Here is a 14647-nt window from a genome sequence, read left to right as displayed (position 1 = left end):
CATGACAATTCATGCAACAGATATCGCCATCGTCGGCGGCGGAATGGTCGGCGGCGCGCTGGCGCTGGGGCTGGCGCAACACGGGTTTTCGGTAGCGGTGATAGAAAAACACGCGCCTCCGGCCTTTGATGCCGCTGCGGCGCCGGATGTGCGTATTTCGGCGATCAGCGCGTCGTCGGTCGGCCTGCTCAAAAGCCTCGGCGTCTGGGAGGCGGTGCGCGCTATGCGCGCGCATGCTTATCGGCGTCTTGAAACCTGGGAGTGGGAAAGCGCGCACGTTGACTTTAATGCCGCCGAACTGAAGCTGCCTGAGCTTGGCTATATGGTGGAAAATAACGTGCTACAGCTGGCGCTGTGGCAGGCGCTCGAAGCCCATCCGCAGGTGACCTTGCGGGTTGGCGTGACGTTAAGCGAGCTTAATCGTGAGCCGCAGGGCGTTTCGCTGCGCCTGAGCGATGAGAGCGTTTGCGCGGCGCAACTGGCGATCGGCGCCGACGGCGCGAATTCGCAGGTGCGCGAGCTGGCCGGCATTGGCGTGCAGGCGTGGCAATATCAGCAATCCTGTATGTTAATTAGCGTGCAGTGCGCCGACGATCCCGGCGATAGTACCTGGCAACAGTTTACCCCCAGCGGGCCGCGCGCGTTCCTGCCGCTATTTGATAACTGGGCGTCGCTGGTGTGGTACGACACCCCGGCGCGCATCCGCCAGCTGCAGGCGATGTCGATGGCCCAACTGCAGCAGGAAATCACCGCGCATTTCCCAAAACGTCTGGGCAGCGTGACGCCGATGAGCGCCGGCGCCTTCCCGTTAACCCGCCGTCATGCGTTGCAGTACGTGCAACCGGGACTGGCGTTGGTTGGGGATGCGGCGCATACCATTCATCCGTTGGCGGGGCAGGGGGTCAACCTTGGCTATCGCGACGTTGACGCGCTGCTGGATATTTTGGCGGAATCCCGCGGGCGCGGTGAGGCCTGGTCCAGTTTGCCGGTGCTGAAGCGCTATCAGGCGCGGCGCCGGGCGGATAACTTTATTATGCAATCCGGCATGGATCTGTTCTATGCGGGCTTCAGCAACGATTTAGCGCCGGTGCGCGTGCTGCGTAATATTGGCCTGATGGCAGCCGAACGTGCCGGAGTATTGAAACGCCAGGCATTGAAGTATGCATTAGGATTGTAGTAAGTCTATACCCATGGGACTGCGGGCAGGTTTTGCAGTCCCCGGCGGGGAAATAGCCATCAGCAGAAAGCAAAAAAGCTCACCGAAGTGAGCTTTTTTGCTAATAAGTGGCTGGGGTACGAGGATTCGAACCTCGGAATGCCGGAATCAGAATCCGGTGCCTTACCGCTTGGCGATACCCCAATTGTCTGCTGGTGTTTCGTGTGCCGGACTCAGCCCGGTGGGCTTACAGCCTGGCGATACCCCAACAGGTTGCGTTCACGGAAGAACGTCTTTTGAATTTGGCTGGGGTACGAGGATTCGAACCTCGGAATGCCGGAATCAGAATCCGGTGCCTTACCGCTTGGCGATACCCCAACAAATTTTTACGGATTTACCGATGTTAACCGATAGTCCTGAATATGGTGGCTACGACGGGATTCGAACCTGTGACCCCATCATTATGAGTGATGTGCTCTAACCAGCTGAGCTACGTAGCCAAATTGTCATGCTGTTTCTTCGATGGCTGGGGTACCTGGATTCGAACCAGGGAATGCCGGTATCAAAAACCGGTGCCTTACCGCTTGGCGATACCCCAATACCGTCGCGGCTAACCGCAAATATCGAAGAAATATGGCTGGGGTACCTGGATTCGAACCAGGGAATGCCGGTATCAAAAACCGGTGCCTTACCGCTTGGCGATACCCCATCCGTGCAACGCTTTTTAGTGAATGGTGCGGGAGGCGAGACTTGAACTCGCACACCTTGCGGCGCCAGAACCTAAATCTGGTGCGTCTACCAATTTCGCCACTCCCGCAAAAAAGATGGTGGCTACGACGGGATTCGAACCTGTGACCCCATCATTATGAGTGATGTGCTCTAACCAGCTGAGCTACGTAGCCATCTTTTTTTCGCGTTACCTTATCGGCGTTGCGGGGCGCATTATGCGTATTGGGCCTGCGAGCGTCAACCACTTTTTCAAGGAAAATCGTCGTAATGTGACTGTTTGGTTAGGTTGCGAACAGCATGCTGCAATAATCGGCAAGAATTGATTATTTATCGTTTTTATTTGCCAAATTCGGCATAAAAAAACGGACCCCGTAGGATCCGTTATTCGCCAGAATGGCTTACTTATAAGCCGACTGGTGGACGCCGACCGCGCGTCCTGATGGATCGTTCATGGTTTTGAACGCTTCATCCCACTCGATGGCTTTCGCCGAAGAGCAGGCGACGGACGGGCCGCCGGGGACGCATTCCGCCGCGCTTGGCAGCGGGAACAGCTCTTCGAAGATTTCGCGGTACAGATAGCCTTCTTTAGAGGTCGGCGTGTTGTACGGGAAGCGGAAGCTCGCCGTCTCCAGCTGCTGGTCGCTAATCTGTTTTGCCGCCACCTCTTTCAGCGTATCAATCCAGCTATAGCCTACGCCGTCGGAGAACTGCTCTTTCTGGCGCCAGGCGACGCTGGCCGGCAGATAGGACTCAAAGCATTCGCGCAAAATATGTTTTTCCATTTTGCCGTTGCCGCACATTTTGTCCTGCGGGTTGATGCGCATCGCCACATCGAGGAATTTCTTATCGAGGAACGGTACGCGGGCCTCTACCCCCCAGGCGGACATCGCTTTGTTGGCGCGGGCGCAGTCAAACATGTGCAGCGCCTGCAGTTTACGCACCGTTTCTTCATGCAGTTCTTTGGCATTCGGCGCTTTGTGGAAGTAGAGATACCCGCCGAATACTTCATCGGAGCCTTCGCCGGAGAGCACCATTTTAATGCCCATGGCTTTAATTTTACGCGACATCAGGTACATCGGCGTCGAGGCGCGAATGGTGGTCACGTCATACGTTTCGATGTGATAGATAACATCGCGGATCGCATCCAGCCCTTCCTGCACCGTAAAGTGAATTTCGTGATGCACGGTGCCGAGGTGGTTTGCGACTTCCTGTGCCGCTTTCAGGTCAGGGGAGCCTTCGAGGCCGACCGCGAATGAGTGCAGCTGCGGCCACCAGGCTTCGCTGCGCTCCTGATCTTCAACGCGGCGTGCGGCGTATTTTTTGGTAATGGCCGAAATCACCGAAGAGTCCAGGCCGCCGGAAAGCAGCACGCCGTAAGGCACATCCGACATCAGGTGGCTTTTCACCGACTCTTCCAGCGCCTGACGCAGTTCGTTTTTATCCGTGACGTTGTCTTTTACCGCGTCGTAGTCGAACCAGTCGCGCTGATAGTACTGGCGAATTTCACCATCCTGGCTCCACAGGTAGCTACCTGCAGGGAACTCTTTAATCGTGCGGCAAACCGGCACCAGCGCTTTCATTTCGGAGGCGACGTAGAAGTTGCCGTGTTCGTCGTGGCCCATATACAGCGGGATAATACCGATATGGTCGCGGCCAATCAGGTAAGCGTCTTTCTCGCTGTCATACAGCGCGAAGGCAAACATTCCCTGCAGTTCATCGAGGAACTCCGGCCCTTTTTCCTGGTACAGCGCGAGGATCACTTCACAGTCGGAACCGGTCTGGAACTGGTAGCGGTCGCCATATTCGGCGCGCAGCGCCTGGTGGTTGTAGATTTCACCGTTGACCGCCAGCGCATGGGTTTTTTGTTGGTTATAGAGCGGCTGGGCCCCGGCGTTGACGTCGACTATCGACAGACGTTCGTGGGCGAGAATCGCTTTATCGCTGGCATAAACGCCGGACCAGTCCGGTCCGCGGTGGCGCATCAGGCGGGAAAGTTCCAGTGCCTTTTTACGCAGTTCGCCTGCGTCAGTTTTAATATCCAGTACGCCAAAAATAGAACACATAGCCTTCTCCGTTACCCTGTCATGTGGTGATGTTGTGCAGACCTCGTCTCTTGCAAGGTCTTAGTGCGTGTTAAAGAAAATGCCGTAAAGGAGAGTGGGGCGCAAGAGATTTACCGGCGGAAAAGCAAAAAGTGCAATACTGATTGTTGAATGTTGAAAAATGCGTATGTTTAGCGCAGCTTTATTGATGAATGTTTAGCAATAATCCATTTTCATTAGATGAATCTATTTTTAGCAGCGCTATAAATAAAAAACCACGTCCTGGGACGTGGTTTCGGCTCAAAAAACGTCGATTTCGGCGACCGACGGATAAATCCACGACGGGCGGAACGGCATGCTATCGATATCGTCCAGCGTGGAGACTCCGGAGAGCACCAGAATGGTCTCAAGGCCCGCCTGGAAACCAGCGAGGATATCGGTACGCAGGTTATCGCCGACGATCACCGTTTGCTCGGAGTGGGCCTGCATTTTGTTGAGCGCGGAACGGATAATCCACGGGCTCGGCTTACCGACATAAAACGGTTTCCGGCCGGAGATTTTTTCAATCCCCGCACAGAGCGCGCCGCAAGCAGGGTAGTAGCCGCGACCGTGAGTATCCGGGTTGGTGGCGATAAAGCGCGCGCCGTTGGCGACAAAGAAAGCCGCTTTATGCATCATTTCCCAGTTAAAGGAGCGGGTCTCGCCAACGATGACGAAATCAGGATTAACGTCGGTGATGGTGAAGCCAGCCTTATACAGTTCGTGGATGAGCGCGCCTTCGCCAACCACGTAGGCCTTCTTACCTTCCTGGCGACGCAGGAAATCGGCGGTGGCCATGGCGGAAGTGTAGAACGCGGTATCCGGCACTTCGATACCGGCGGTGGCGAAGCGGTTGGCCAGGTCCTGTCCGGTTTGCGAAGGATAGTTGGTCAGCATCACCAGCGGCATACCTTTATCCAGGATGCGCTTGATAAATTCAGCGGCGCCGGGAACAGCCACGTTATCGTGCATCAGCACGCCGTCGATATCACAAATTACGTTTTGAATGGTCATGAACAGTCCAACATCATTAACGAAAGGCGAAACTATAAAGCTGGATTAACTTTCCAGCAAATGCTGTAACAGGATGCCGTTGAGCATCGCGCGCTTGACCAGCGCAAAGGCGCCGATCGCTGAGCGGTGATCGAGCGTCGAGCGTACCACCGGCAGATTGTGGCGAAACGCTTTCAACGCCTGGCCGTTGATACAGCTTTCAATGGCCGGTAGCAGCACCTTTTCCGCCTCGACGATTTCACCGGCAATCACCACTTTTTGCGGGTTAAACAGGTTGATAGCGATGGCGATGGTTTTGCCCAGATGACGGCCAACGTATTCGACCACTTCGCAGGCCAGCGCATCGCCTTTATTTGCCGCTTTGCAGATAGTTTTGATATTGCAGTCATCAAGCGTGATACGGCTTTGATAGCCCTGCTCAAGCAGATGGCGGACACGGTGCTCAATAGCGGCGTTCGCGGCGACGGTTTCCAGACAGCCGAAGTTGCCGCAGTGACAGCGCTCGCCTAACGGGTCGACCTGGATATGGCCAATTTCGCCAACGTTGCCGTTACGGCCGATAAAAATACGCCCGTTGGAAATAATGCCCGCGCCGGTACCGCGGTGTACGCGCACCAGAATAGAGTCTTCGCAATCCTGGCTTGCGCCAAAATAGTGCTCGGCCAGCGCCAGGCTGCGGATGTCGTGGCCGACAAAACAGGTGACGTTAAAGCGTTTTTCCAGCGCTTCGACCAGCCCCCAGTTCTCCACCTGAATATGCGGCATATAGCGGATAACGCCGCTTTCAGGGTCGACCAGCCCCGGCAGAATGACCGAAATGGCGATAAGCTCGCGGATTTTGCGCTGACAATTTTCAATAAAGGTGGCGATGATATTCAGCAGCGCGTGCTCGAGCGTTTCCTGGGTACGCTCCGGCAGCGGGAAGTGCTCTTCTTCCAGCGTTTTACTGCTTAAATCATAAAGGGTCAGGGTGGCGTCATAGCGGCCTAGCCGCACGCCGATAGCGTTGAAATTGCGGGTTTCCGCGATGATAGAGATGGCGCGGCGCCCCCCGGTGGAGGCCTGCTGATCGACTTCTTTGATCAGGCCGCGCTCAATAAGCTGACGCGTAATTTTGGTTACGCTGGCAGGGGCAAGCTGACTTTGTTCCGCTATCTGAATGCGCGAGATGGGACCATGTTGGTCAATCAGCCGATAGACGGCCGCGCTGTTCAGCTGTTTTACCAGATCGACGTTACCAATTTGAGCTTGTCCGCCTGCTGTCATACTTTTACTTACTCAGTGACGACCTCGTTACCATTAACGATGGTCTTGATGATTTTATAATCGCGGCTGAAAGCGGTCAGGTTAGCGACCATACCCGGCGCAATGCTACCGAGCTGCTTGTCCACGCCAATCGCGCGCGCCGGGTAGAGCGTCGCCATACGCAACACTTCATCCAACGCCACGCCGCAATGTTCAACGAGGTTACGTACCCCTTCAATCATGGTCAGCGAAGAACCGCTGAGAGTGCCGTTTTCATCCACGCACAGACCATTACGGTAGTATATTGTTTTACCAGCAAAAATGAACTGGTCAATATTAGCCCCTGCCGGCGCAGTGGCGTCGGTCACCAGGCATAGTTTATCGCCTTTCAGCCGTTTCGCGTTACGCACGTTGGCGTAGTCGACGTGCATGCCGTCAACGATGATACCGCAGTAGACATCCGGCTCGTCGAAAATGGCGCCGGCCAGGCCCGGTTCACGGCCGGTAATATACGGCATGGCATTATAAAGGTGCGTCGCAAAAGTGATACCGGCGCGGAAACCGATTTTCGCTTCTTTCAGCGTAGCGTTAGAGTGGCCTGCCGAAACCACGATGCCGGCGGCGACCAGTTTACGGATCACTTCCGGCTCGACGCGCTCAGGGGCCAGCGTCACTTTGGTGATAACGTCGGCGTTGTCGCACAGGAAATCAACCAGCGCGGCGTCCGGTTTACGCACGTAGTCCGGGTTATGGGTGCCTTTCTTGACGATATTCAGCCACGGTCCTTCCAGATGCAGACCCAGCGCCTGGTTGGGGTGTTTTTGCAGGTATTCGCGCATGACGCGGATGCCTTGCTTCATCAGATCATCGCTGGAAGTAATCAGCGTCGGCAGGAAGTTGGTGCAGCCGGAACGTTCGTTCGCTTTCTGCATAATTTCCAGCGTTTCGACGGTGACCGCATCCGGACTATCGTTGAACTGCACGCCGCCGCAGCCGTTCAGCTGGACGTCGATGAAACCGGGGGCAATAATCGCGCCGTTGACCGAGCGTTGCTCAATTTCAGACGGCAAATCAGCCAGCGGACAGAGACGTTCGATACGGCCATTGGCGATAACAACCGCATGGTCATCGAGAATTTCATGACCGGTGTAAACCCGGCCCTGGGTTAATGCATACATTACGACCCCCGGTATATACGCCCCACCAGCTCAACTCGCATTGTTCTGGCGTTGCATACAAAGAAAAAGATGGTCCCACGCCAGGGCGCGGGACGGACTACATTACAGACCTTTAATATTTTCAGCTTCTAATTCGTTGAAATATTTCAGGGTCTTCACTTTCAGTTCCATCGTGGACGGCTCGTCGCAGACCACAACCGCTTTCGGATGCAGCTGCAGACAGGTGATGGTCCACATGTGGTTGACGTTACCTTCTACCGCCGCCTGCAGCGCCAGCGCTTTCTGATGGCCCAGCACCAGAATCATCACTTCTTCCGCATCCAGCAGGGTACCCACGCCCACGGTCAGCGCATATTTCGGCACCAGATCCACGTCGCCATCGAAGAAACGAGAGTTGGCCACGCGGGTGTCATGGGTCAGGGTTTTAATACGGGTACGGGATGCCAGAGAAGAGGCCGGTTCGTTAAACGCGATATGACCATCGTTACCTACGCCGCCCATGAACAGGTGGATTTTACCGTAGGAGCGAATTTTTTCTTCATAACGACGGCATTCTGCATCGATATCCGGCGCATTACCATTCAGCAGGTTGATATTTTCAGCTGGAATATCAACATGGTCAAAGAAATTGCGGTGCATGAAGCTATGATAGCTTTCCGGATGCTCTTTCGGCAGGCCAACATACTCATCCATGTTGAAGGTAACAACGTGCTTGAAGCTAACCTGGCCTGCTTTATGCATTTCAACCAGCGCTTTGTAAGCGGTAAGAGGCGTACCACCGGTAGGCAGACCCAGTACGAACGGACGGTCCGCGGTCGGTTTGAACGCGTTAATGCGGTTAACGATATGACGGGCAGCCCATTTACCTACTTGTTCAGCTGTTACCAGGGGGATCAGTCTCATTCTTCACCTCTATAGTTAAATTAGAACCTGGCGGATTGGCGCCAGCATACTATGAAGAGTATTGCAGCAACTGCGCCGACCGGGGTCAATCCGTGTTGATTTTTTGAATGATAAAATAAGTTTTCGATGTTAGCCAGTCAAAGGGAGGGGTGAATACGATATTTGGTGATTATAGTCACAAAAAATACCCGTTTAATTTGCGATACGAATTAATTTTTCACACACTTTGCCGGTAAGTGATAAATCCGACCTTGTTACACAATAAAAAAGTGGCTTTGAAATGAGCCTCATCGGGGTCTCATAGGGGGAATAAGATGAATATTTTAGGTTTCTTTCAGCGGCTGGGTAGGGCTTTACAGCTCCCTATCGCAGTGCTGCCGGTCGCGGCATTGCTGCTGCGATTCGGGCAACCAGATCTGCTGAACGTACCCTTCATCGCGCAAGCGGGTGGGGCAATCTTTGACAACTTAGCGTTGATCTTCGCCATCGGCGTGGCATCAAGCTGGTCCAAGGATAACGCGGGTTCTGCGGCGCTGGCCGGCGCGGTAGGTTATTTCGTGATGACCAAAGCGATGGTCACCATTAACCCGGAAATTAACATGGGCGTGCTGGCGGGTATCATTACCGGTCTGGTCGCGGGTGCTGTTTATAACCGTTGGGCCGGCATTAAACTGCCAGACTTCCTGAGCTTCTTCGGTGGCAAACGCTTCGTACCGATCGCTACCGGCTTCTTCTGTCTGGTGCTGGCTGCAATCTTCGGCTATGTCTGGCCGCCGGTACAGCACGCTATTCATGCGGGCGGCGAATGGATCGTCTCTGCGGGCGCGCTGGGCTCCGGTATCTTCGGTTTCATCAACCGTCTGCTGATCCCAACCGGTCTGCATCAGGTGCTGAACACCATTGCCTGGTTCCAGATTGGCGAGTTTACTAACGCCGCGGGCGCGGTCTTCCACGGCGACATCAACCGCTTCTACGCCGGTGACGGCACCGCGGGGATGTTCATGTCCGGCTTCTTCCCGATCATGATGTTCGGTCTGCCGGGCGCGGCGCTGGCGATGTATCTGGCTGCGCCGAAAGAGCGTCGTCCGATGGTCGGCGGTATGCTGCTGTCCGTCGCCATCACCGCGTTCCTGACCGGTGTGACCGAGCCGCTGGAATTCCTGTTCATGTTCCTGGCGCCATTGCTGTACCTCCTGCACGCAATCCTGACCGGTATCAGCCTGTTCATCGCAACGGCGCTGGGTATCCATGCGGGCTTCTCCTTCTCCGCGGGCGCTATCGACTACGTGTTGATGTACAGCCTGCCGGCAGCCAGCAAAAACGTCTGGATGCTGTTGGTGATGGGCGTGGTGTTCTTCTTCGTTTACTTCCTGTTGTTCAGCGCGGTTATCCGCATGTTCAACCTGAAAACGCCGGGTCGTGAAGATAAAACCGACGACGTCGTGACTGAAGAAGCTAACAGCAACACCGAAGAAGGTCTGACTCAGCTGGCGACCAACTACATCGCAGCCGTAGGCGGTACCGATAACCTGAAAGCTATTGATGCCTGTATCACCCGTCTGCGTCTGACCGTCGGCGACTCGGCGAAAGTCAACGATGCCGCCTGTAAACGTCTCGGCGCCTCCGGCGTGGTGAAACTGAACAAACAGACCATCCAGGTCATCGTTGGCGCGAAAGCGGAATCCGTGGGCGACGCGATGAAGAAAGTGGTGGCGCGTGGCCCGGTTGCCGCAGCGGCTGCCTCGACTGACAGCGCGCCAGCCGCCGCGCCTGTGGCCAAACCGCAGGCGGTTGCCAACGCTAAAACCGTCGAAGCGCTGGTTTCCCCGATTACCGGCGAAGTGGTGGCGCTTGAGCAGGTACCGGATGAAGCCTTCGCCAGCAAAGCCGTCGGTGACGGTGTCGCGGTGAAACCGACCGATAACATCGTTGTCGCGCCGGCGGCCGGTACGGTGGTGAAAATCTTCAACACCAACCACGCGTTCTGCCTGGAAACCGATAACGGTGCGGAAATCGTCGTCCATATGGGCATCGATACCGTCGCGCTGGAAGGGAAAGGCTTTAAACGTCTGGTTGAAGAGGGCGCACAGGTGAAAGCCGGCGAGCCGATTCTGGAAATGGATCTGGCGTTCCTCAACGCCAACGCTCGCTCGATGATTAGTCCGGTCGTCTGCAGCAACAGCGATGATTACAGCGCGCTGGTGATTCAGGCAACGGGTAACGTTGTCGCCGGCCAAACGCCGTTGTTCGAGATTAAAGGCAAGTAAGGCTCCTGAGTAGAGTTTTGCCTCAGCGGCGCAGCGAAACCTGCGCCGCTTTTTTTTGCAGCAAATACCCCCATATCCAACAACAGATACGTATTTTGCGTAACTAATAGTTGTCTCTGCGTCCTGCTTGTAAGATCATGTGCCGTTATACGTTGTTTACGCTTTGAGGAACCCGTGATGAGTGAGGCAGAAGCCCGCCCGACTAACTTTATCCGTCAGATCATCGATGAAGATCTGGCTACCGGTAAGCACACCACCGTTCATACCCGCTTCCCGCCGGAACCGAACGGCTATCTGCACATTGGCCATGCAAAATCCATTTGCCTGAACTTCGGCATCGCCCAGGATTATCAAGGTCAATGTAATCTGCGTTTCGATGACACCAACCCGGTTAAAGAAGATATCGAATACGTAGAGTCGATTAAAAACGACGTGCAGTGGTTAGGTTTCCACTGGTCCGGCGATGTCTGCTACTCCTCTGATTACTTCGATCAGCTGCATCAGTATGCGGTTGAACTGATCAACAAAGGTTTGGCTTACGTTGACGAGCTGTCCGCCGACGAGATCCGCGAATACCGCGGTACCCTGAAAGAGCCGGGTAAAAACAGCCCATACCGCGATCGCAGCGTGGAAGAGAACCTCGCGCTGTTCGAAAAAATGCGTACCGGCGGCTTCGAAGAGGGCAAAGCCTGCCTGCGCGCCAAGATCGACATGGCGTCGCCGTTCATCGTGATGCGTGACCCGGTGCTGTATCGCATTAAATTTGCGGAACACCATCAGACCGGCAACAAGTGGTGCATCTACCCGATGTACGACTTCACCCACTGCATCAGCGATGCGCTGGAAGGTATCACCCACTCGCTGTGTACCCTGGAGTTCCAGGACAACCGTCGTCTGTACGACTGGGTGCTCGACAACATCAGTATTCCGGTGCATCCGCGTCAGTATGAATTCTCGCGCCTGAATCTCGAATACACCGTGATGTCCAAGCGTAAGCTGAATCAGCTGGTGACCGAGAAGCACGTTGAAGGCTGGGATGACCCGCGTATGCCGACCATTTCCGGTCTGCGCCGTCGTGGTTATACCGCTGAATCCATCCGCGAGTTCTGCAAACGCATCGGCGTGACCAAGCAGGACAACACCATTGAGATGGCGTCGCTGGAGTCGTGCATTCGTGAAGATCTGAACGAAAACGCCCCGCGCGCGATGGCGGTGATCGATCCGGTTAAACTGGTTATCGAAAACTATCCGCAGGGCGCAAGTGAAATGGTGGCGATGCCGAACCATCCGAACAAGCCGGAAATGGGCAGCCGCGAGGTTCCGTTCAGCGCTGAGATCTGGATCGATCGCGCTGACTTCCGTGAAGAAGCCAACAAACAGTACAAGCGTCTGGTGCTGGGTAAAGAGGTGCGTCTGCGTAACGCCTACGTGATTAAAGCGGAACGCGTTGAGAAAGATGCAGAAGGTAATATCACTACCATCTTCTGTACTTACGATGCCGATACCCTGAGCAAAGACCCGGCCGATGGCCGCAAGGTTAAAGGCGTTATCCACTGGGTGAGCGCGGCGCACGCGCTGCCGGTTGAAATCCGCCTTTACGATCGTCTGTTCAGCGTACCGAACCCGGGCGCGGCGGATGACTTCCTGGCGGTAATGAACCCGGAATCGCTGGTCATTAAGCAAGGTTTTGCGGAACCGAGCCTGTCGAAAGCGCAGGCGGGTAAAGCATACCAGTTCGAGCGCGAAGGTTACTTCTGCCTCGACAGCCGCTATGCCACCGAGAGCCATCTGGTCTTCAACCGCACCGTTGGCCTGCGTGACACCTGGGCTAAAATCGGCGAGTAATGCTCGCCGTATTCATGAAACGCCGCACCCTGCGGCGTTTTTTTATTGCAGAATCAGTGGATTAAAAACTGATATTTTTTCGATGCGAATTAATCTTATTAAAACGCAGTAATAATTACCCATCTCTTCCTGCCTGCATATTTACATTTAACCGTTTCAGCTTTCATCAATTATCAGTTTTTTTTCGATATAACCATGACTTATCGTTAAAAATACTGAGAAGTAAGTCTGTAACAAAACGACATAAATTATGTGCGCTTTGTCATAATCTTAAGCTTTGCTCTGCGAAAGAGATTGATAATTCGCGTCACGAAAAATAGTCTATCCATAGTGGTTTCGCGGCCTTTTAACCGCACCGCTTTTCAAATTTTTTTATTTTTTTAGCGAGCTGCCTTTGGCAATCGCAATTTTAAAACGTCAAAGAGGATATGCACATGCGTACGTTTAGTGGCAAACGTAGTACGCTGGCGCTGGCTATTGCCGCCGTCACCGCGATGTCGGGTTGGGTTGTGGCCCCACAGGCCAGCGCAGCAGGTTTTATCGATGATTCTACCTTAACCGGCGGTATCTATTACTGGCAGCGTGAGCGCGACCGTAAAAACGTAGAAACCGACAAATACGAAACTAACCTTTCTCATTCTACCTGGAACGCCAACCTGGATTTCCAGTCCGGATACGCGGCCGACATGTTTGGTCTGGATATTGCTGCCTTCACCGCGATTGAAATGGCGGAAAACGGCGACAGCGGCCACCCGAACGAAATTGCTTTCTCCTCCAGCAACCGTGCCTACAGCGAAGATTATACCGGCGATAAGAGCGGGATAAGCCTGTATAAAGCGGCGGCTAAATTTAAATTCGGCCCGGCGTGGGCGCGCGCAGGCTACATTCAGCCGACCGGACAAACGCTGCTGGCGCCGCACTGGAGCTTTATGCCGGGTACCTATCAGGGGGCTGAAGCCGGGGCAAACTTCGACTACGGCGATAACGGCGCGCTGAGTTTCTCCTATATGTGGACAAACGAATATAAAGCGCCGTGGCATATCGAGATGGATGATTTTTACCAGAACGATAAGAAAACCAAAGTTGACTATCTGCACTCTCTTGGCGCGAAGTACGATTTTAAAAACGATCTGGTGCTGGAAGCCGCATTTGGTCAGGCCCAGGGCTATATCGATCAGTACTTTGCTAAAGCCAGCTACAAATTTGATATCGCGGGTTCACCGTTGAGCACCAGCTATCAGTTCTACGGTACCCGCGATAAAGTCAGCAACGGCGGCGTCAACGATATCTACGACGGCACCGCGTGGCTGCAGGCGATCACTTTCGGCTATAAAGCGGCCGATGTGCTGGATCTGCGTCTGGAAGGGACCTGGGTGAAAGCCGATGGCCAGCAGGGCTACTTCCTGCAGCGTATGACGCCAACCTATGCCTCCTCTAACGGTCGTCTCGATATCTGGTGGGATAACCGCTCTGACTTTAACGCCAACGGCGAGAAAGCGGTGTTCTTCGGCGCGATGTACGACATGAAGAACTGGGATATGCCGGGCTGGGCGTTTGGCGCGTCCTATGTTTACGCCTGGGATGCGAAGCCTGGCAGAATGGCATCCCCGGATGCTTACTACGATCCTAACTATCGTCTGAAAGAATCCGCCTACAGCCTGGATGCCATCTACACCCTGCAGGAAGGCCGCGCGAAAGGAACGATGTTCAAACTGCACTTCACGCAATACGACAACCACTCCGACATCCCAAGCTGGAGCGGCGGTTACGGCAACATCTTCCAGGATGAGCGTGACGTGAAGTTTATGGTTATCGCGCCGTTCACCATTTTCTGATGCCTGCGCGGCGGGCGTGAGCCTGCCGCCCCTCCGGGAGAATAACTATGAAAAAACTGCTGCTCATCGCCATCATGGCATCGGGTCTGGTTGCCTGCGCGCAGTCGCCAGCGCCGAAAGAAGATTCCAAATTGAAAGATGCCTATAGCGCCTGTATCAACACGGCGGAAGGTAATCCGGACAAGATCGAAGCCTGTCAGAGCGTACTGAACGTATTGAAACAAGAGAAACCGCATCAGCAGTTTGCGACGCAGGAAAGCGTCAGGGTGCTCGATTATCAAGCCTGTATTCAGGCGACGCGCACCGGTAATGACCAGGCTGTCAAAGCGCGCTGTGATAAAATCTGGCAGGAGATTCGCAGTAACAACACCACGAAGTAAAGCAGACGGTTAAG

At 54.5% G+C, this 14647-nt stretch carries 10 protein-coding genes and 7 tRNA genes; 5 read left to right on the top strand and 12 right to left on the bottom strand.

Going from position 1 to position 14647, the window contains the following annotated elements; genetic code table 11:
• Position 1 precedes the first annotated feature (1 nt).
• Positions 2–1177, top strand: a complete 1176-nt coding sequence (gene ubiF, locus ABLV66_RS18150; RefSeq protein ID WP_348876259.1) for a 3-demethoxyubiquinol 3-hydroxylase — start codon at positions 2–4, stop codon at positions 1175–1177.
• A gap of 108 nt (positions 1178–1285) precedes the next feature.
• Here ubiF and ABLV66_RS18145 read toward each other — a convergent pair.
• The 12 genes from ABLV66_RS18145 to nagB form a co-directional block, all read right to left on the bottom strand.
• Positions 1286–1360, bottom strand: a tRNA-Gln gene (locus ABLV66_RS18145).
• 99 nt (positions 1361–1459) lie between these two features.
• Positions 1460–1534 (bottom strand) — tRNA-Gln (locus ABLV66_RS18140).
• Positions 1535–1579: 45 nt separating this feature from the next.
• Positions 1580–1656: transfer RNA gene (locus ABLV66_RS18135), tRNA-Met, on the bottom strand.
• A gap of 23 nt (positions 1657–1679) precedes the next feature.
• Positions 1680–1754: transfer RNA gene (locus ABLV66_RS18130), tRNA-Gln, on the bottom strand.
• A 36-nt stretch (positions 1755–1790) separates the two neighbouring features.
• Positions 1791–1865, bottom strand: a tRNA-Gln gene (locus tag ABLV66_RS18125).
• A 23-nt stretch (positions 1866–1888) separates the two neighbouring features.
• Positions 1889–1973 (bottom strand) — tRNA-Leu (locus tag ABLV66_RS18120).
• Between the two features lie 8 nt (positions 1974–1981).
• A tRNA-Met gene (locus ABLV66_RS18115) sits at positions 1982–2058 on the bottom strand.
• A gap of 225 nt (positions 2059–2283) precedes the next feature.
• Positions 2284–3948 (bottom strand): asparagine synthase B, encoded by a 1665-nt coding sequence (gene asnB / locus ABLV66_RS18110; RefSeq protein WP_015367711.1) that lies wholly within the window; start codon positions 3946–3948, stop codon positions 2284–2286.
• 279 nt (positions 3949–4227) lie between these two features.
• Complete coding sequence (locus tag ABLV66_RS18105) at positions 4228–4980, bottom strand: HAD-IIA family hydrolase (protein ID WP_045392984.1); 753 nt, start codon at positions 4978–4980, stop codon at positions 4228–4230.
• Between the two features lie 45 nt (positions 4981–5025).
• On the bottom strand, positions 5026–6246 hold the full coding sequence (gene nagC / locus ABLV66_RS18100; RefSeq protein ID WP_015367709.1) for a DNA-binding transcriptional regulator NagC: 1221 nt from the start codon (positions 6244–6246) through the stop codon (positions 5026–5028).
• Positions 6247–6254: 8 nt separating this feature from the next.
• Positions 6255–7403 (bottom strand): N-acetylglucosamine-6-phosphate deacetylase, encoded by a 1149-nt coding sequence (gene nagA / locus ABLV66_RS18095; RefSeq protein ID WP_015367708.1) that lies wholly within the window; start codon positions 7401–7403, stop codon positions 6255–6257.
• A gap of 102 nt (positions 7404–7505) precedes the next feature.
• On the bottom strand, positions 7506–8306 hold the full coding sequence (gene nagB / locus ABLV66_RS18090) for a glucosamine-6-phosphate deaminase (protein WP_015367707.1): 801 nt from the start codon (positions 8304–8306) through the stop codon (positions 7506–7508).
• A gap of 314 nt (positions 8307–8620) precedes the next feature.
• On the opposite strand from nagB, the gene nagE reads away from it, so the two are divergent.
• From nagE to ABLV66_RS18070, 4 genes are all read left to right on the top strand, one after another.
• Positions 8621–10573, top strand: a complete 1953-nt coding sequence (gene nagE / locus ABLV66_RS18085) for a PTS N-acetyl glucosamine transporter subunit IIABC (protein WP_047049264.1) — start codon at positions 8621–8623, stop codon at positions 10571–10573.
• A gap of 177 nt (positions 10574–10750) precedes the next feature.
• The gene (gene glnS / locus ABLV66_RS18080; RefSeq protein WP_045381516.1) at positions 10751–12418 is read left to right on the top strand and encodes a glutamine--tRNA ligase; all 1668 of its coding nucleotides are present in this window, start codon (positions 10751–10753) and stop codon (positions 12416–12418) included.
• Between the two features lie 434 nt (positions 12419–12852).
• The gene (gene chiP, locus ABLV66_RS18075) at positions 12853–14253 is read left to right on the top strand and encodes a chitoporin ChiP (RefSeq protein ID WP_045392987.1); all 1401 of its coding nucleotides are present in this window, start codon (positions 12853–12855) and stop codon (positions 14251–14253) included.
• A 47-nt stretch (positions 14254–14300) separates the two neighbouring features.
• Positions 14301–14633: a ChiQ/YbfN family lipoprotein gene (locus tag ABLV66_RS18070; protein ID WP_045392989.1), complete on the top strand. Its 333-nt coding sequence runs from the start codon at positions 14301–14303 to the stop codon at positions 14631–14633.
• Positions 14634–14647 lie beyond the last annotated feature (14 nt).

It is taken from the genome of Klebsiella sp. CN_Kp073 (assembly GCF_040065495.2).
GTDB lineage: Bacteria > Pseudomonadota > Gammaproteobacteria > Enterobacterales > Enterobacteriaceae > Klebsiella > Klebsiella aerogenes.
The sequence above is the reverse complement of the archived record's forward strand: the minus strand, read 5'-3'. Positions and strand labels throughout refer to the sequence as shown.

Bases quoted from the DNA above. Each gene is read 5' to 3' on its own strand.
- ubiF (WP_348876259.1), top strand. From the start codon at position 2: ATGACAATTCATGCAACAGATATCGCCATCGTCGGCGGCGGAATGGTC.
- asnB (WP_015367711.1), bottom strand. From the start codon at position 3,948: ATGTGTTCTATTTTTGGCGTACTGGATATTAAAACTGACGCAGGCGAA.
- ABLV66_RS18105 (WP_045392984.1), bottom strand. From the start codon at position 4,980: ATGACCATTCAAAACGTAATTTGTGATATCGACGGCGTGCTGATGCAC.
- nagC (WP_015367709.1), bottom strand. From the start codon at position 6,246: ATGACAGCAGGCGGACAAGCTCAAATTGGTAACGTCGATCTGGTAAAA.
- nagA (WP_015367708.1), bottom strand. From the start codon at position 7,403: ATGTATGCATTAACCCAGGGCCGGGTTTACACCGGTCATGAAATTCTC.
- nagB (WP_015367707.1), bottom strand. From the start codon at position 8,306: ATGAGACTGATCCCCCTGGTAACAGCTGAACAAGTAGGTAAATGGGCT.
- nagE (WP_047049264.1), top strand. From the start codon at position 8,621: ATGAATATTTTAGGTTTCTTTCAGCGGCTGGGTAGGGCTTTACAGCTC.
- glnS (WP_045381516.1), top strand. From the start codon at position 10,751: ATGAGTGAGGCAGAAGCCCGCCCGACTAACTTTATCCGTCAGATCATC.
- chiP (WP_045392987.1), top strand. From the start codon at position 12,853: ATGCGTACGTTTAGTGGCAAACGTAGTACGCTGGCGCTGGCTATTGCC.
- ABLV66_RS18070 (WP_045392989.1), top strand. From the start codon at position 14,301: ATGAAAAAACTGCTGCTCATCGCCATCATGGCATCGGGTCTGGTTGCC.